The sequence below is a fragment of the Clostridium sp. CM039 genome (assembly GCF_055081075.1).
On the sequence record NZ_CM143649.1, the window covers coordinates 307,071 to 325,751 of the forward strand.

General features: G+C 31.4%; 15 protein-coding genes. 13 read left to right on the top strand and 2 right to left on the bottom strand.

Features of this window, described 5'->3' with window-relative positions; all coding sequences use genetic code 11:
* Window positions 1–43 precede the first annotated feature (43 nt).
* Entirely contained in the window at window positions 44–2,569 is a 2,526-nt protein-coding gene (locus ACWJJ2_RS01350) for a calcium-translocating P-type ATPase, PMCA-type (RefSeq protein WP_462953135.1), read from the top strand.
* A gap of 86 nt (window positions 2,570–2,655) precedes the next feature.
* On the opposite strand, the gene ACWJJ2_RS01355 is transcribed toward ACWJJ2_RS01350, so the two are convergent.
* Complete coding sequence (locus ACWJJ2_RS01355; RefSeq protein ID WP_216302471.1) at window positions 2,656–3,069, bottom strand: hypothetical protein; 414 nt, start codon at window positions 3,067–3,069, stop codon at window positions 2,656–2,658.
* Window positions 3,070–3,318: 249 nt separating this feature from the next.
* Here ACWJJ2_RS01355 and ACWJJ2_RS01360 point away from each other — a divergent pair, with 249 nt between their 5' ends.
* On the top strand, window positions 3,319–5,610 hold the full coding sequence (locus tag ACWJJ2_RS01360) for an AAA family ATPase (RefSeq protein WP_165412121.1): 2,292 nt from the start codon (window positions 3,319–3,321) through the stop codon (window positions 5,608–5,610).
* 89 nt (window positions 5,611–5,699) lie between these two features.
* Here the strand turns inward: ACWJJ2_RS01360 and ychF are convergent, their stop codons facing one another.
* The gene (ychF, locus tag ACWJJ2_RS01365) at window positions 5,700–6,797 is read right to left on the bottom strand and encodes a redox-regulated ATPase YchF (protein WP_165412120.1); all 1,098 of its coding nucleotides are present in this window, start codon (window positions 6,795–6,797) and stop codon (window positions 5,700–5,702) included.
* 308 nt (window positions 6,798–7,105) lie between these two features.
* Between ychF and mraZ the strand changes: the two genes are divergently transcribed.
* The 11 genes from mraZ (at window position 7,106) to ACWJJ2_RS01420 (ending at window position 18,680) form a co-directional block, all read left to right on the top strand.
* Window positions 7,106–7,534 (top strand): division/cell wall cluster transcriptional repressor MraZ, encoded by a 429-nt coding sequence (gene mraZ, locus ACWJJ2_RS01370; RefSeq protein WP_165412119.1) that lies wholly within the window; start codon window positions 7,106–7,108, stop codon window positions 7,532–7,534.
* Window positions 7,535–7,547: 13 nt separating this feature from the next.
* Window positions 7,548–8,480 carry a 16S rRNA (cytosine(1402)-N(4))-methyltransferase RsmH gene (gene rsmH, locus ACWJJ2_RS01375; RefSeq protein WP_165412118.1) on the top strand — a complete coding sequence of 311 codons (933 nt, stop codon included), beginning with the start codon at window positions 7,548–7,550 and terminating at the stop codon, window positions 8,478–8,480.
* A 27-nt stretch (window positions 8,481–8,507) separates the two neighbouring features.
* A complete protein-coding gene (locus ACWJJ2_RS01380) occupies window positions 8,508–8,993 on the top strand; it encodes a hypothetical protein (RefSeq protein ID WP_216302473.1) in 486 nt (161 codons plus the stop codon).
* Window positions 8,994–9,032: 39 nt separating this feature from the next.
* Window positions 9,033–11,228, top strand: coding sequence for a stage V sporulation protein D (locus ACWJJ2_RS01385; protein ID WP_462953739.1), 2,196 nt, complete (start codon window positions 9,033–9,035; stop codon window positions 11,226–11,228).
* Window positions 11,229–11,509: 281 nt separating this feature from the next.
* Window positions 11,510–12,955, top strand: a complete 1,446-nt coding sequence (locus tag ACWJJ2_RS01390) for a UDP-N-acetylmuramoyl-L-alanyl-D-glutamate--2,6-diaminopimelate ligase (RefSeq protein WP_462953740.1) — start codon at window positions 11,510–11,512, stop codon at window positions 12,953–12,955.
* On the top strand, window positions 12,956–14,410 hold the full coding sequence (locus ACWJJ2_RS01395; protein WP_462953741.1) for a UDP-N-acetylmuramoyl-tripeptide--D-alanyl-D-alanine ligase: 1,455 nt from the start codon (window positions 12,956–12,958) through the stop codon (window positions 14,408–14,410).
* Window positions 14,407–15,360, top strand: coding sequence for a phospho-N-acetylmuramoyl-pentapeptide-transferase (mraY, locus tag ACWJJ2_RS01400; RefSeq protein ID WP_220285936.1), 954 nt, complete (start codon window positions 14,407–14,409; stop codon window positions 15,358–15,360). The genes ACWJJ2_RS01395 and mraY overlap by 4 nt, the downstream gene beginning before the upstream one ends.
* Before the next feature lie 20 nt (window positions 15,361–15,380).
* Window positions 15,381–16,487 carry a stage V sporulation protein E gene (gene spoVE / locus ACWJJ2_RS01405; protein ID WP_165412112.1) on the top strand — a complete coding sequence of 369 codons (1,107 nt, stop codon included), beginning with the start codon at window positions 15,381–15,383 and terminating at the stop codon, window positions 16,485–16,487.
* A gap of 256 nt (window positions 16,488–16,743) precedes the next feature.
* Window positions 16,744–17,562, top strand: a complete 819-nt coding sequence (locus tag ACWJJ2_RS01410) for a cell division protein FtsQ/DivIB (RefSeq protein WP_216302478.1) — start codon at window positions 16,744–16,746, stop codon at window positions 17,560–17,562.
* 40 nt (window positions 17,563–17,602) lie between these two features.
* Window positions 17,603–18,331: a DUF881 domain-containing protein gene (locus tag ACWJJ2_RS01415; RefSeq protein ID WP_216302479.1), complete on the top strand. Its 729-nt coding sequence runs from the start codon at window positions 17,603–17,605 to the stop codon at window positions 18,329–18,331.
* 10 nt (window positions 18,332–18,341) lie between these two features.
* Entirely contained in the window at window positions 18,342–18,680 is a 339-nt protein-coding gene (locus tag ACWJJ2_RS01420; protein ID WP_165412109.1) for a small basic family protein, read from the top strand.
* The last annotated feature ends 1 nt before the right edge of the window (window position 18,681 follow it).

Sequence of the window (18,681 nt, forward strand, 5' to 3'; positions counted from 1 at the left end):
TAATAAGCCAAGAGGATCTGTACGTGATAGTAAGAAATTATCAATGGGTCTTACCATAGAGGAGGCTGAAGGTAGATTAAAAAAATATGGATTTAACAAATTAGAAAATAAAAAAAAGATATCCGCGCTTAAAATATTCTTTTCACAATTCAATGATTTTATTACTTGGATATTAATTGTAGCAACAGTACTTTCAGGACTTATGGGAGAAAAAGCGGATGCAATAACTATATTTATTATAGTTATAATGAATGGAATACTAGGGTTTATTCAAGAGTTTCGAACTGAGAAATCACTGGAGGCACTAAGTAAGCTAGCAGCGCCAACGGCTAAAGTGATTAGAAATGGTGGAGTATTGGTAATAAATGCAATATATTTAGTGCCAGGTGATTTAGTGATTTTAGAAAGTGGAGATAGAGTTCCGGCTGATTGCATTTTGACTGAGGAAAATAATGTAATGCTAGATGAATCTTTACTTACTGGAGAATCTGCTGGAGTAAACAAAAGCGCCAGTTCTAAGGATAATAACATTTATATGGGAACAATACTTCTTACAGGAAAAGCTAAAGCAAAAGTTATAACAACAGGTATGAATACAGAAATGGGGAAAATAGCAGATATGCTTCATAGTATTGAAGAGGAGAAGTCTCCACTTAAAGAGAGACTAGCATATCTTGGGAAAATATTAGTTATGCTTTGTATAATAATTTGCGTAGTTGTAACTTTTATGGGCATCTCGCGTGGACAAGATAAATATGCAATGTTCTTATTGGGAGTAAGCCTTGCAGTAGCTGCAATACCAGAGGGGTTAACTGCTATAGTTACGGTTGCATTAGCACTAGGTGTATCTAGAATGCTTAAAAGGAAAGCTTTAGTTAGAAAATTACCAGCAGTTGAAACTTTAGGTTGTACTTCTGTAATATGTACAGATAAAACGGGAACTCTAACTGAAAATAATATGACGGTAAAATCATTGTATTTTGATGGACAGGTTTACGATGTTGATAAAGGTGAAATTCCATTGAATTTAGTTATGAAAAAAGCATTTACATACTGCAATGATTGTAATTACGATTTTAACGCAAAAAAATTTGAAAAATGCTTGTTTGGTGATCCTACAGAAACTGCTTTAATTAAAGCTTTTTTTGAAAATTCTAAGGAATTACAGGGATTTTTGAATAAATCAAGACGTTTATATGAAATACCATTTAACTCAACAAGGAAAATTATGTCTGTCATTGTTAAAGAAAATGATAAAGAAATTTGCTATGTAAAGGGTGCTCCAGAAAGGGTTATAGAAAAATGCAATTATATATTGCTAGACGGATTGGTGCAGCCGATGCTTCCGAATTATAAGAATCATCTAATAAGGGCTGTAGAGTCAATGTCCTATAAGGCATTAAGGTGCATTGCTTGTGCATATAAGGTGTCTGGTATCATGAAAAATGATAATTTGGAAACTAATTTAATCTTTATCGGCGTAGCAGGTATAATTGATCCCCCAAGAAAAGAAGTAAAAGATGCAGTTATAAAGTGCAAGATTGCAGGTATAAAGCCTGTAATGATAACAGGGGACCACAAAAATACAGCTTATGCTATCGGAAAAGATTTAGATATATGTAAATATTCGGAGGAGGTTATAACTGGAGATGAGCTAGATAAATTAAGTGATAAGGAACTAGATAAGAATATTGATAATTTAAAAATATTCGCAAGGGTAAGTCCAAAACACAAGCTAAGAATTGTAAAAGCTTTTAAACATAAAAATTATATTGTGGCCATGACTGGAGATGGTGTAAATGATGCCCCAGCTATAAAAGAAGCAGATATTGGGATAGCTATGGGAATATCTGGAACGGATGTAACTAAAGAGGCGGCCTCTATGATTCTTTTAGATGATAATTTTGCAACTATTGTTGCAGCAGTTGAAGAGGGACGTGTAATATATGACAATATAAGGAAATTTATCAGGTACTTACTATCCTGTAATTTAGGGGAAGTGCTTACCATGTTTTTGGCTTCGTTATTCTACTTAGAAAATCCTCTACTTCCAATACAAATTTTATTTGTAAATTTAGTCACAGATGGACTTCCCGCTATTGCTTTGGGCGTGGATCCAGCTGATAGTGATATCATGTTTGAAAAACCTAGAGGAAAGAATGAAAGTGTATTTTCAAGAGGGCTTACAGAAAAAATTGTCATTCGCGGGTGCCTAATTGGTGTTTGTACAATAATGGCGTTTATCGGTGGTAAATATTATGGTATGAATATTAAGGCATGTAGAACATTGGCTCTTGGAACATTAGTTTTATCTCAACTCATACATGTGTTTGAATGTAGATCAGAAAAACAATCTTTATTTGAAATTAATCCCTTTACAAATTTGTACCTAATTGGGGCTGTAGGTATATCCATAATTATGCTGATTAGCATAGTGTATATTCCATTCTTACAGAATGTATTTCATACCATCCCACTTAATTTAGGGCAATGGTTAATTATTTTATTTTTCTCGGGTATTATTTCCTTTATAAATAGTTTGTACTTGTATTTAATGCATAAGCATTAAGTGCCACTTGGCAGTGATATATCACAGTGAGGTATTGATGCGATTTCAAATAATGAAAGCTATATGACATAGTCATATAGCTTTCATTATTTAAAACGTCTGTCAGATCTTATTCTTTGAACTTTTGGAGCATTCCCCTGCATTGGAACCAGGTCCTTTTTGGTAGTCATATTTCTAATGTTTGCAATTTGAATCTGCTCGCTGTGTTCTTTACCTTTTTTACCCTTCATTCCTTGAATTATAACAGAATGACCTTGAAGCACAGATATAAAGTTAACTTTTTTGAACCAACGGTGCTTTTTGAATATGCACTTAGAAATAGATTTACTTCCTTCGGCCTTTACTAAGATGGTTACAGTTAGTTTATAAAATATTCTTAGATAATTTTTTTCTGCTACTTTGACTGATAGAACTCGACCTTGTGCTTGAGTAAGTCTATCGCCATATCTCTTTAAATAAGCCTGTGTATAACTATTAGTAATTTTGTCTTTAAATCCCATCAGTATTACTCCTTCACAACAAAAATTATAAAAAATATAAAAAGTCAATAAGCTTATTATATCGTATGTTGTAATTTAACTCAAGTATTAAAAAAATGGCTACTATTAATATTTATTATTAAAATTCTATAAGAAAAAAATATATACGCATAAATTTAGAAAATATTATTATTTCTTAATGATAATATTTGTTCCTAAATTGGTGATTTGAGAATATTAATATAATAAAGAATTGAAAGGAGGAGGAATATGAATAGAGAATTAACTCCAAAAGATATTATATATGAATTTGACATTGAAGATATGAGTACAAAAGAAGAATTATATACTATGCCTCAATATTATGATGTAATAGAAAATATTAAAACTGCCATGAGTATAGATAAAGAGGGTTTTAATATTTATTTAATAGATGACTTTTCAAAAGAAACCATTAAAGAGATTATGAAATATGTAAATAAAAGTTTCGAAAATAAGAGCAAACCAAAAGACATTTGTTATGTACTATATGAAGATGAAAAATCTCCTAAACCTATTTTTGTAAGTAATGGAGGGGCTAATAAGCTAAAAGAGACATTTGAAGAAATGCAGAATGAATATTTAGGGTGCACATTTCAGTTTTATAACAATTCTGCAAATAAGGAAATTGAAGACATTCAGGAAAATATTCAAAAGAAAAGAAATAAATTAATTGGTAAGCTAATAGATACAGCAAAAGAGAAAGGTTTTGATATAAAATCCACTAATAGCGGATTCACATTCATTCCTTTAAGTGATGAAAAGGAAATGTCTGAAAATGAATATGAAACATTGGATAAAGGGGAAAAAGATAATATTTTATACACGGCAACTATGTTAAAAGAGAATGCTCGCGAAACATTAGAGGAACTAAAAGATTCTGAAGGAGAAGACTTAGAGAAAATAAAACAACTAATGGAAGTGTACTATAAAAATGAAATGAATGATTTAAAAGAAGAATATAAAAATTTGTTTATGGAAGATGAATCTGTACAAAATTATTTTGATATAGTATGCAATGATATTGAAAAAAGACTTATAGATAATTATTCTTTAAGTTATGATGATGACGAGGAAAAGATAAATGAAATTATATACAAATATGCTATAAATGTAATGGTAGATAATAGTGAAAATCAAATTCGTCCAGTAATATTTGAACAAGATCCTAATTTGACAAACTTACTTGGAAATATAGAGTATGAAAATCACAAAGGGGTTTATTCTACAGGTATAGAATTTATAAAAAGCGGTAGTATACTAAAAGCAAATGAAGGGTGTTTGATAATTAGAGCAAATGATTTACTAAAGGATGCTGCGGCTTATCATAATTTGAAAAAAACATTATTAACAGAGGAGGTAGATTCGGCTTATAACAGAAACTCTTATGAGATTGGATCTTTAAATGCATTTAACCCAGAACCTATACCAGTTAAGGAAAAGATAATTCTTATTGGAAACTATGAGACTTATGACTTGCTTTATAACTATGATGAAGACTTTAGAAAAATTTTCACTATAAAAGCAGAATGTAATCCAGTGCAGAATATAGACAATTATTTAAAGAAATCTCTTGTATTTGAGATAAATAAAACTTGTTGCGAAAACAATTATAAGTTTCTTACAAAAGGAGCTATAAGAGAAGTAGCAAAGATTTTATCACGGAAAGCACAGAGTAGAGAAAAGATATACTATGACAAATATGAAATAAATAAGCTACTAATCTTAGCTAACAATAAGGTTATAGGAGAAAATAAAAAAGAGATTAGTGAAGGAGATATAATTGAGGTAGGCTATAAAAAAGACATCATGGAAAAGGAAATTTTAGACAATTATACTGAAAAAAAGATGCTTATTGATGTTATAAATAGTAGAATTGGACAAGTGAATGGATTATCGGTAATGGATACAGGATATTTTAGTTTTGGTAAGCCAATAAAGATTACCTGTTGCTGCTATAAGGGAGAAGGTAATATTATAGATGTCCAAAAGGAGAGCAATCTAAGTGGAAGTATCCATAGTAAATCTATTAATATTTTAAAGGGATATATAAGTACTATTAATGGCGGATTTACTAAATTACCGGTAGATTTTCACCTAAGCTTTGAACAAATCTATGGAAAAATAGATGGTGATAGTGCATCGGTTGCAGAAATAATGTGTATGCTCTCAGCGCTAAGTAAGATACCTATAAAACAGAGCATTGCAATCACTGGTTCGGTAAATCAATTTGGTGAGGTCCAACCTATAGGAGGAGTAAACGATAAAATAGAAGGTTTCTTTGCAGCATGCAAAGCAATTGACTCAATAAAGGATAAAGGTGTAATGATACCTTTGTCAAATGCAGTAGACTTGGTTTTAAATGAAGAAGTTGAAAGCGAAATTAAAAATGGAAACTTTCATATATATACGATGACATCTATAGAGGATGCAATTGGAGTGCTAATGGGAAATCCTGATATTAGCTTTGATGCTGTAATGATAGCTATTAACAAAGAATTAAAAAAATATAGCAAAAAATGATGAACAGCTCCGCGGGAGATGAAGCTTCCTAGGTTATTATTTAATAATAGATATTAAATAAGCAGGACTAAATTGTCCTGCTTGCTTTGCTACACGTTAAATCTAAAGTTAACTACATCGCCATCTTGCATAATATACTCTTTTCCTTCAAGTCTATACAGTCCTTTTTCTTTAGCAGCAGCTTCGGAGCCACATTCAACTAATTTATCAAAGGAAACTATTTCTGCTCTTATAAAACCTCTTTCTATATCCGAATGGATTTTCCCAGCGGCAGCAGGGGCTTTAGTTCCAATGTTTATAGTCCATGCTCTTATTTCTTGAGGTCCTGCAGTTAAAAAGCTCATTAAACCGAGTAGTTTATAACTTGAGTGGATAAGTTTATCAAGGCCCGTCTCAGTAAGACCATATTCCTTTAGAAGTTCCATTTTTTCATCATCATCCAAAGTGGATAATTCTTCTTCAAGTCTGGCGCAAACTACAATTACTTCTGAATTCTCATTCGCAGCAAATTCTTTAACTTTTTTTACCATATCATTTTCTGTGTTACCAGACATTAAATCATCTTCGCTTATATTTGCAGCATATAATACTGGTTTTGCAGTAATTAAGAAAAGAATACTTACAAAAGCGGCTTCTTCTTCGTTAAACTCTAATGTTCTTACTGGAAGATTTGCTTCAAGGTGTTCCTTTATTCTTTCCATAAGAGCATATTCCATTTTTGCTGTTTTGTCACCAGAACGAACAAGTTTTACTGACTTTTCCATTCTTCTTTCTAATACATCAAGATCAGAAAAAATAAGTTCTAAATTAATAGTATCTATATCACGTGTAGGATCGATATTACCGTCTACATGTATGATGTTGTCATCATTAAAACATCTTACCACATGAACAATAGACTCTACTTCTCGGATGTGAGATAAAAATTTATTACCTAAACCTTCTCCTTTGCTTGCTCCTTTTACAAGGCCTGCTATATCATAAAATTCAATTGCAGTACGAATTATTTTTTTACTATTATAAATAGTTTGTAGTACATCCAATCTTTTGTCAGGTACACTTACAACACCTATATTTGGTTCTATAGTACAAAATGGGTAATTAGCAGATTCTGCACCTGCTTTTGTTATTGCATTAAACAGTGTGCTTTTTCCTACATTTGGTAAACCTACAATTCCTAGCTTCATATATATGTACATTCCTTTCTTGCATTTAATATTATTAATTTCTTATAAATTATACCCTACATCGTAATGCATTTCAAGAAAGTAAATTAGCACAATTGTTTAATTTGAAATGCGTAGTCTGATAATTATGTATTTTAAGTTAATAAATTCAAATAAAATCATAAAAAAGTTTAATTGTTTTTAAAAAATAAAAATAAAACAATAAAACAAGAAGGAATTTTCATTTTTCTATAGAATTATACTTGTTAGTGGTTTAAAATGGTTTAAAGTGGTTCGAAGTGGAGTAAGTTCATAAGGTAGGGGATAAAATGTTTATTGGTGAATATCAACATGCCATTGATAGTAAAAACAGAATGATTATTCCCACCAAATTTCGAGAGGGATTAGGCAGTGAATTTATATTGACTAAGGGCCTAGATGGATGCTTATACATATATACAACGCTTGAGTGGAATATAATGGAGGAAAAATTAAAGAAACTTCCATTGACGAGTAAAGATGCCAGGGCATTTGTACGGTTTTTCTTCTCAGGTGCTAATGAAATAACAGTAGATAAGCAAGGCAGAGCTTTAATACCACAGAATTTATGCGAATATGCAGGCCTTCAAAAGGAAATAGTAAGCATAGGAGTATCAACTAGAATAGAAATATGGTCTAAGGATAAATGGGATAAATATAATGAATCAGATATTAATTTTGATGAAATAGCAGAAAAAATGAATGAATTAGGCATATAAAAGGAGATTAAAAATGGAATTTAAACATGTATCAGTTTTATTAAATGAGTGTATTGATGCGCTAGATATTAAAGAGGATGGAATTTATGTTGATTGTACATTAGGAGGTGCAGGGCACTCCTTAGAAATCTTAAAAAGACTGTCACCTAAAGGACGGTTAATTGGAATTGACCAAGATGAAGATGCATTAAAAGCTGCAAAGGAAAAAATCAAAGAATATAACAATGTTACATATGTACATGATAATTTTTATAACATTGGAGCAATACTTGACAAACTTAAAATAGAAAAAGTAGATGGGATTTTTATGGATTTAGGGGTGTCGTCATATCAATTAGATAATGCGGAACGTGGGTTTAGCTACATGAGGGATGCGAATCTTGATATGAGAATGGATAGAAGCAAAGGTATAACAGCATATGATGTGGTAAATAACTACGAAGAGCCACAGATAGCAGAGGTTTTAAGAAATTATGGCGAAGAAAAATTTTCGAAAAGAATTGCTAATTTCATAGTAGATAGAAGAAAAGATAAACCAATCAATACTACTTTGGAACTAGTGAATGTTATAGATGCAGCGATTCCCGCAAAGTTTAAGAGAGATGGAGGCCATCCAGCTAAAAGAACATTCCAAGGAATAAGAATCGAAGTTAATGGGGAATTAAAAATATTAGATAAAGCAATTGAGGATGGAATAGCTAGACTACATCGCGGTGGGAGAATGGCGATAATTACATTCCAGTCACTTGAAGATAGAATTGTTAAAGTTAAATTTAAAAGTTTAGAAGATCCATGCAAATGTCCAAAAGAGTTACCTATGTGTGTGTGTGGTAAAACACCAATCGTGAAACTTATAAGTAGAAAACCTATAAGGGCAACAGAGACAGAGATAGAAATAAACTCAAGAAGTAGAAGTGCAAAACTAAGAGTGGCGCAAAAAAATTAGTTCTAAATTGTGGATGGGGTGAATAAAGTGATAATAGAAAAAAATAAGTTTATAATGGATGGAAATACAGTTTTAGCACCATATGAGCCATTAAAAAAACGAAAATATGAAGATTTAGAAAAATCACGAAAACAGACACAAAGCAGTAAAAATCTGAAGGAAATGAAAAAGAAAAAAAGAGTTCTTTTAAATATTAGTTTAGGGTTTGTTATTGGAATGATAACCATTGCTAGATATTGTATGATTTATAATTATCAAGATGCGACTTCTAAAGTTAAAGCTGAAATAGAAATGGTCAGTAAAGAAAATGACGCGTATGATGTAGAACTAATGAAGTTTAGAAATATAAGTTACGTTGAGAAAACAGCGACGACAAAACTTCATATGGTTAACCCAAAGGTTAGTGACATACAATACTTAAATTTGAGTAAAAACAATTTAGAAACAAAAGAAGAGTTAGAAGCGAAAACAAGTAACGACGTAATAGATAAAATTAAAAATATTATTTTTTAATTACTGTTTGCTTTGAAGAATTAGCAAGGAGGACATAAATTGGCAAAAGGAGAGTATAGAGACAAGGTAGTAGTTAAGCGTAGAATGTTGGTTGTCTTTTTCATGCTTTTTCTTTTGCTTTTTCTATTAATTAGTAGGTTGAGCTACGTAATGATAGCTAAAGGGAAGGAATATAAAGAAAAAGCAATTTTGCAGTGGACAAGTGACGTTCGGATTGCACCAAAGAGGGGAAGGATCTTAGACAGAAATGGAGAAGATTTAGCTATAAGTGCAAATGTATTTAGAGTGGATTTAGATCTTAATTCGCTACGTGAAACTACTAAAAAAAACAAGCTAAGTATGAACGATATTGCACCAGAAATCGCTAAAATACTTGGAATGGAATCTAGTGAAGTTTTACCTGTTTTGACTAAGACTAATTCAAAGGGGAAACCTATTGGAGCAGCGATTTTAAAGAGAAGAATAGATAAAGCTACAGCTGATAAAATTAATGATTTTTCGAAAAATCAAAAGCTTCGAGGAATTGTTATTACTGGAGATACAAAAAGATATTATCCCAATGGGAATTTCTTAGCAAATGTTGTAGGGCATACGAATTCTGATGGCAATGGACTTACAGGTGTTGAATTGTATTACAATAAATATCTATCAGGTATACCTGGAATAAAAATTTCAGAAACCGATAGAAAAAGTGAAGAATTGCCTTATACAATCTCAGATTATACAAAGCCTATAGAGGGTAAAGATGTAGTACTTACTATTGATGAGATGATTCAATATTTTTGTGAGAAAGCAGCTTCGCAGGCTATGATTGACAATAAAGCGAAAGCAGTTAGTATAATTGCAATGAATCCTAAAAATGGAGAAATATTGGGGATGGTTAATAAACCAGATTATAATCCTAATGACCCTTGGGACCTTACTAAAAATTTTGATGAAAATCAAAAGGCATGGAGAAATAGAGCAGTAAGTGATACGTTCGAGCCGGGGTCTATTTTTAAAGTGTTTACGGCTACAGGGGCTATGGAAGAAGGGCTAGTTAAGGAAGATGATAAATTTAACTGTACTGGTAGCACTGTAGTTTTAGGTAAAGCAGTAAAGTGTTGGAAAACCACAGGGCATGGATCTCAAAATTTTGTGGATATATTAAAAAACTCTTGTAATGTTGGATTTATGGAACTTGGTAGAAGACTTGGTCCAGAAAAACTAAATAAATACATTGAATTATTTGGATTTGGTAAAAAAACTGGTATTGATTTAAATGGAGAAGCACTCGGAATAATTAGAAAAGCTAAAGATATGACTGCTCTTGATGTAGCAGTAACATCCTTTGGGCAAGGGAATACCTTATCTTGTATACAGTATATGAAGGGCTTTAACGCTATTGCAAATGGGGGAAAACTTATAACGCCTCATGTTATGAAAGAGATAGTAAATTATGATGATTTAAATAATAAAAAAGTTCTGCAAAAATATTCAAATTATAATGAAAGAAAAATAATGGATGAAGGAGTTGCAAAGCAGCTTCGATCTTACCTTGAGCAGGTTGTAGAAAATGGTGGTGGTAAAAAGGCATTTATTGCAGGATACCATATTGCCGGAAAGACAGGGACAGCTCAAAAAATTAATACTGCAGGAGCTGGCTATGCACCAGGAAAATATGTATCATCATTTGCAGGAATGGCGCCTGCAAATGATCCTCAGATAACCTTATTAATTAATATTGATGAACCAGACCCCTCTTGGTATTATGGTGGTCAGATTGCAACAGTAGTTGGAAAGCAAGTTTTTAATGATGTTTTTAATTATTTATCATTTAAATCTGATGCTTCAAAGGAGGAAACTTCAAAAAGCTTATTAAAGGATGTTATTGTGCCTGAAGTAAGGGGCCTTAAGAAGTCGGAGGCAGAAAAGTCATTGAAAGATAATAATTTAAAGGTAAAATTAAGTTCAGATGGAGAAGTTATTACTGATATGACTCCGAAACCTGGATATACGGTTAAGGAAGGAACTGAAATTATTTTACACACTGGTGAATTAAAAAAAGATAATAATATGGTCATGGTTCCAAATATAATAGGAAGTAGCCCGGAAAAAACTACTGCACTTCTAGGAAGTCTTGGACTAAAAGCTAAATTCGTTGGTAATGGAATAGTCGCAGAGCAAAGCATAGAATGCAAAGAAGTGAAAAAAGGAACTACGATAACAATTCATTTAGATATTACGGCTGATTAGTTAAAGCATCATCTTCGATGCTGTAATATTAATGACTTCAGAAGTAAATTTATATCCCACTGAATATTTTACTTTATTATAGTATGTAACACCTACTTTTAGAAAAGCGTGATTTTACTTCTGAAATGTCATTAAATATAGTGTATAATTAGGTGATAGGCACATGAAAATAAAACCGACAGGACTCAGCAATTCTGAGCTGTCGGATTTGCCATGTAAAAGGGGAATAGATATTTTTTTTGTTAAGCATATTTTATGTGATGATTTAAAGGAGTGGTAATATGAATTTTGAAAAAATTATGGAGAATATTAATTTCAATTTAATCCAGGGTAACATTGATATTGATATAAAGGGAATTCAATATGATTCAAGAAAAATTAAAGAAGGGGATGTGTTTTTCGCTGTAGAAGGGTATAATCTTGATGGTCATAAATATATACAAAATGCAATTAACAATGGAGCAGTTGCTGTTGTGTGCCAGAAAAATATAGAAGAGCATTTAAACTGTGTGGTGATTAGAGTAGAAGATAGCAGAAAAGCATTGGCCATAAGTGCAGCTAATTACTATGAAAATCCAAGTCGTAACATGAAAATGATAGGAGTTACAGGTACTAATGGAAAAACAACTTCAGCTTTTATGATTAAAGCTATTTTGGAACAGCAAGGATACAAAGTTGGACTTATTGGAACTATAGCAAATTATATTGGAGAAAAGAAAATTCATACAGAGAGGACTACTCCTGAATCACTTGAATTACATGAACTTTTCAAGGAAATGGTGGAGTCGGGTGTGGATTATTGTGTTATGGAGGTGTCTTCGCACTCTTTAAGTTTAGATAGAGTATATGGAATAGAGTTTTGCGAAAGTATTTTTACAAATTTAACTCAGGATCATTTAGATTTCCATAAAACCTTTGAAAATTATTTTAATGCAAAATTAAAGTTATTTGAGTTAAGTAAAAGCGCTGTAATTAACATTGATGATATATATGGAGCAAAAGTCTATAGTTTAATTAAAAGTAGCAAATTAAGCTATGGATTAAATGGCAATGCAGATATTATGGCAAGTGATATAAAAATGCATTCAAGGGGAAGTGAATTTACATTAGAGTACAAAGGAAACTCTTTTGAAATAGAATTGAGTATACCAGGAAATTACAATATATATAATGCGCTTGGGTCTATAGCAGTTTGCTTAAATCAGGGAGTGGACCTAGCTAAAATTAAACTAGCTCTACAAAAGATTCAAGTGCCTGGGCGTTGTGAACTTGCTTACAATAACCATAAGTTGGGATTTGAAATAATTTTAGATTATGCACATACGCCAGATGCATTAGAAAATATACTAAAAACTGTCAGGGAATTTACAAAGGGTAAACTTATAAGCGTTTTTGGTTGTGGTGGAGATAGAGATAAAGCCAAAAGAGCTATAATGGGCAAAATTGGAACTCAGCTAAGCGATTTTTCATTAATAACTTCAGATAATCCAAGAACTGAAGATCCTATGCAAATAATTAATGATGTAGCATTCGGTATTGAAAAACATAATTTCGAAATTATAGAGAATAGGCGCGCGGCTATAAAACGAGCAATTGAAATTGCAAGATGCGGTGATATAATTGTTATCGCAGGAAAAGGGCATGAAGACTATCAAGTTTTGAAAGAAAAAACTATACATTTTGATGAGCGAGAAGTTGTCTCAGAGATAATAAAGGAGCTATTTTAGATGGAATATATTAGTTTTGACGAGATATTAGAGGCAACTGGGGGTAAAATAGTAGTTAAAGGTGAAAGCGCCTTGCATCAAGGCGAGAATACATTATATAATAATGTTTGCATAGATACAAGAACTATAAAAGAGAAGGATATTTTTATCGCATTAAAGGGTGAAAATTTTAATGCTAATGATTTTATCGTTGAGGCTAGCAAAAAAGGAGCTTCAATTTGCATAATTGATGAAATGAAGTTTGATAAAGCGCTGCTTAATAAGAAAACAGCTGTAATTAAGGTGGTGGATACTAGAAAAGCACTACTTAATCTTGCAAAATTTTATATAAATAAGCTAGATTTAAAAGTAGTAGGAATTACCGGATCTACAGGCAAAACGTCCACAAAGGATTTGGTTGCAGCAGTTCTTGGCGCAAAATTCAAAGTTTTTAAAACTTTGGGCAATTTTAATAATGAAATAGGGTTACCTATGATGATATTTAAGTTAGATAAAAGTTATGATGTTGCAGTCCTCGAAATGGGTATGAGTGATTTTGGAGAAATTCATAACTTATGTGAGACTTCAAAACCGAGTATTGCTATTATTACTAACATTGGAATGTCTCACATTGAAAATCTTAAAACTAGAGAAAATATATTAAAAGCTAAAATGGAGATAACAGATTTTTTTAGTAAAGACAGTATTTTAATTGTAAATTCAGATAATGATTTATTAGAAGATGTGAACACGGCAAATTATAGACTTATAAGAACAGGAATTGATTCTGAAGCTGATTTAAAAGCATGCGATTTAAATGTAGAAGAAAATAAAATAACATTTCGCATAATGGACAAGAAAAATTTAATAGATAATATTATTGAGGTGAATATACCAGGACGGCATAATATACTAAATTCAATGCTAGCAGTAGCTTGTGCAAGGGCAATGGACATGAGTTATAATGAAATTGCTCAAGGGTTTAAAAAGTTAGAAGCTACGTCTATGCGTTTAGATATAACAAAAGGTAAAAAGTTTACTATAATTAATGACTGCTATAATGCTAGCCCAGATTCAATGATGGCCGCAATTGATGTGCTTTGCGATATTAGTGGGAATTATAAAATTGCGATTCTTGGTACTATGAGGGAACTCGGAAATAGTGCCACGCAGGCACATAAACAAGTCGGAGAATATGCAAAACGTAAAAATATTGATTTATTAATTACTTTAGGTGAGTTTAACGAAGCATATAAAGAAGGATTTAACGATATAGATAAATATAGAAGTTTTCAAACCTATAATGAGGTAGTTTCCTTTTTGGATGGAATGATCAATCAAAATGATGTTGTTTTAGTTAAAGCTTCAAGATATATGAAATTTGAGAGCATAGTTAGCAAACTAACGAATTTACATTCGTTTGTGAATCTAGATTCACATACGAATATAAATGCTAAAGAGGTGATAGAAAAATGAGCTTAATTATTTATTCGGTTTTAATTGCATTTTTCCTATCAATTATACTAGGGCCATTAATAATCCCTATGTTACATAAGCTTAAATTTGGTCAAAATATAAGAGCAGAAGGACCTAAAAGTCATCTGAAAAAAGCAGGGACACCTACTATGGGTGGCATAATATTTATGATTTCTACAATAATTACAATGTTAATCCTTGTTAGACATACAAGCGCTGAAGCTAGGATTGCAGTGTATTGTTTTATAGCATTTGGATTAATAGGACTTATTGATGATTTGTTAAAAATAATACGTAAACAAAATGAAGGACTTACATCTAAACAAAAGATGTTACTTTTGGTTGTAGTATCAGGTTTAATTGGTTATTACTCTTCACTTAAAATAGGAACGGATATAATGTTACCATTTTCTGATAGAGTTATAAAATTGGGTGTTTGGTATGTGCCTTTTATTATTGTATATTTTGCAGCAACCACAAACGCAGTTAATTTAACAGATGGATTAGATGGTCTAGCTACCTCAGTTACAATAGTAGTTATGACATTCTTTGCATTGGTTAGTAATATGATGTTTCATACGACTCTTGCGATATTCTGTGCTGCGCTTGCGGGTGCATTATTAGGGTTCTTAAAATACAATTCTTATAAAGCACAAATTTTTATGGGAGATATGGGAGCACTTGCACTTGGTGGCGCAGTAGCTGCAGTTGGTATGATACTAAAATCACCTTTTTTAGTTGCAATTGTAGGTGGCGTATATGTTATAGAGACTCTATCTGTTATTATTCAAGTTTCAGTATTTAAGGCTACAGGTAAGAGAGTATTTAAAATGTCTCCAATTCATCACCATTTTGAATTAAGCGGATGGCACGAAACTAAGGTTGTTGCAGTATTCTCCATTGTAACAGTGATTTTTTGTTTAATTGGATTTCTATCCTTTTCCTATTAGTGACGTAAGGAGGATATAGTATGAAAAAATACAAGGTTAAAATGGGGCAAATAGATTTTGTATTATTTGCAACCATAATGCTTCTTGTGGCAATCGGAGTGGTAATGGTTTATAGTTCTAGCTCATATTATGCGGCTTTTAAATCTAACGATCCAGAATTGTTTTTTAAAAAGCAATTTATGTGGGCATGCATTGGCTGTGTTTTTATGGTTACAGCTATTAAAACTGATTATCATATTATAAAAAAATACACTGGAATTATTATGATATTTACTGCAATATCTTTACTTGCTGTATTTGCATTCTCACCCATAAATTTCTCTAGACGGTGGATTCCATTAGGATTTGCAAAATTTCAACCATCAGAAGTTGCAAAATATGCTATAGTATTATATATGGCTAAAAGCTTAGATTTAAAAGGGGAAAAAGTCAAAGAATTCGTTAAAGGGGTACTTCCATACCTATTAGTTTCGGGCTTTTATGCAGGTTTAATTTTGTTGGAGCCAAACTTAAGTATAGCAGCTATTATAATGATCGTTACTGTAATTATTTTATTTGCAGTAGGGGCAAGATTTCAACATCTTTTTGCTATAGGGTCATCTCTAGTAGCTGCGGTTGTTGCTCTAGCAATTTTTGAACCATATAGATTGGCTAGGGTTATGAATTTTAGAAACCCTTTTGATGATAGCCAAGGTAAGGGGTATCAATTAGTTCAATCATTACTTGCACTTGGGTCAGGAGGATTTACTGGTTCAGGAATTGGACAATCAAGGCAAAAATGTTTATATATACCCGAACCACATACGGATTTTATTTTCGCAATAATTGGAGAAGAATTAGGGCTAATCGGATGCGGTTTTATAATTTTATTATTCATTATTTTTGTATGGCGTGGTATTAAAATAGCAGTTACAGCGAAAGATATGTATGGTACTATTTTAGCTATAGGGATTACATCTGTTATAGCTGTTCAAGCAATTATTAATATAGCAGTAGTTACTGGGTCAATGCCAGTAACAGGTGTGCCGCTACCTTTTATAAGTTATGGAGGTTCAGCTCTGCTTTTCAATATGTTTGCAATGGGAATACTTTTAAATGTGTCAAGGCAAACTGTAAATAAAAATTAGAATAAAAGGCATGCATATGTGCATGCCTTTTTCTATGCTTAATATTGCAAAATATTAATTTTTTTTAAATACTGATAAATACATTGAAATTGAGATGTAAATAATTAAGTTAAGTGTTATTATATAATAGAGACAAATTTTAGACCACATTTATGTAAATAAACTTGGTTATTCGGTATAATCTACAAATTTAGTGTGTTGTATTTTAATAAGCTAATTTGTAAAAAAATATATATTATTGAATGCGAGGAAGTGAATGACAAAAAAGAGTAATAATCTTAAAAGAGGAAATTATATTATAAAAAATAAAGAAAAATTATTACATAGAAGAAAAAGCAAAAAAAAAGTAAAGTATTTAATGTTACTAGTAATAATTATGATATCTACATTAATTACATTATGCATTAAATTACCTTATTTTAACGTTAAAACTATTGAAATTGTAGGAAATATGAATGCTTCTAAAGTCGAAATCAATGATACGGCGAGTATTCACTTAGGGGGTAATATTTTTTCTGAAAGTTTCAACGATAGCAAGCAACAAATCATGAAAAATCCGTATATAGTAGGTGTAAAAGTTAGGAAAGACCTTCCTAATAAGATTGTAATAGAAATAGAGGAAAGAGTAGCTGTGTTTTATGGTAAATTAAACAACGCTTATTATATTCTAGATAACAAAGGTATTTTGCTTGAAAAAAGGTCGAACGTTAAAGATATGAACTTAGTGAATTTAATTGGATTCGATTTTGAAAAGTGTGAAGTGGGCAATTTAATTGCGCCAAAGGATGATAGGAAAATAAATATTGCAGTGGAAATAACAAATATTATTAATGATTATAGAAAGAATAAAGGCAATAATATTATAACAATGGTAGATGTAAGCAATGTATTGGATATCAAGGTTTATGCTGGGGAAATGTGTATTAAATTTGGTACAAGCGAAGACTTGAAAAACAAATTTAATAAGTCGATAAATATTATTACACAACCTCAATATAAGAGTGCAAAGGGATATGTAGATGTTAGTTCAAAAAGCAATCCAGTTGTTTTTATAGAACAAAAGGGTAAAAAATAACAATATTTATCTCCCCCGGAGAGTAGCAAGGAGGAAGTCTATGAAGAAGTTTAGATCCCAAATATCTATTGGTATAGTATGTGTATTATTAGGATTTATGATCTCTTACCAATTTAAAATGATAGGAAAACAAAATTCAGCAGCAGTAGTAGATACCAATAAGAATACACCAGAAATTATAACTGAAAACGAACAACTTAAAATAAGCAAAGAAGTTATGCAGAAAAAGATAGATGATTTAGATGCTAAAACGGCAAAATATGAAAAGACGAACATGGGAGATAATGAAAAAAGTGAGTTACTATATAAAGAATTGGAAGAAACAAGAATTCTTACTGGACAAATCGAAGTAGAAGGTCAAGGTATTATAGTTTATATAGATCCTAAGAGTGACATTTTTGGTAGTAACACTGAAAATCAGCAGGCGATAAACGATGTGGATTTAGCTCATATAGTAAATGAGTTAAATTCAGTAGGTGCTGAAGCGATTTCTATTAATGATATTAGGTTAACTACCAGGAGTGGAATAAGAAATGCTGGAAATGCAATTATTATAAATGATGAAAGGATTTCTTATAGTAAAAGGGTCACTATTAAAGCAATTGGAGATAAAACTAGATTAGAAGGCGCTATAAAATTCCCAGGAACAATCTCACAATTCTTGAGTAGTGCGTGTGATGTAACTACTAATACAGTAGATAAAGTTGTGATTTCTAAATATAACAAAGTATATAAATTCGAGTATGCAAGACCAGTAGAAAAGAAGTAGAGGTGATTAAATGGTTGCTTTCGTAGGGTTATTAATAGGAATTATATTAGGAGTTGTGTGGAATGTTGATATTCCAGTTGGATTTTCTCCGTATATTTCTGTAGCAATTTTTGCGTGTTTAGATTCAGTTTTTGGTGCATTAAGAGGTTCAATTTCACATAATTTTAGAGCCGATATTTTTATATCAGGGTTTTTTGGAAATGCAGTGTTAGCTGTAGCGATGGTCTATCTAGGCGATAAATTAGGAATTCCAATTTATTTAGCTGCAGTTATAGTATTTGGCGGAAGAATATTTGAAAATTTTGCGATTATTAGGCGGCTTTTAATAGATAAAACAAAATCTCATTAAT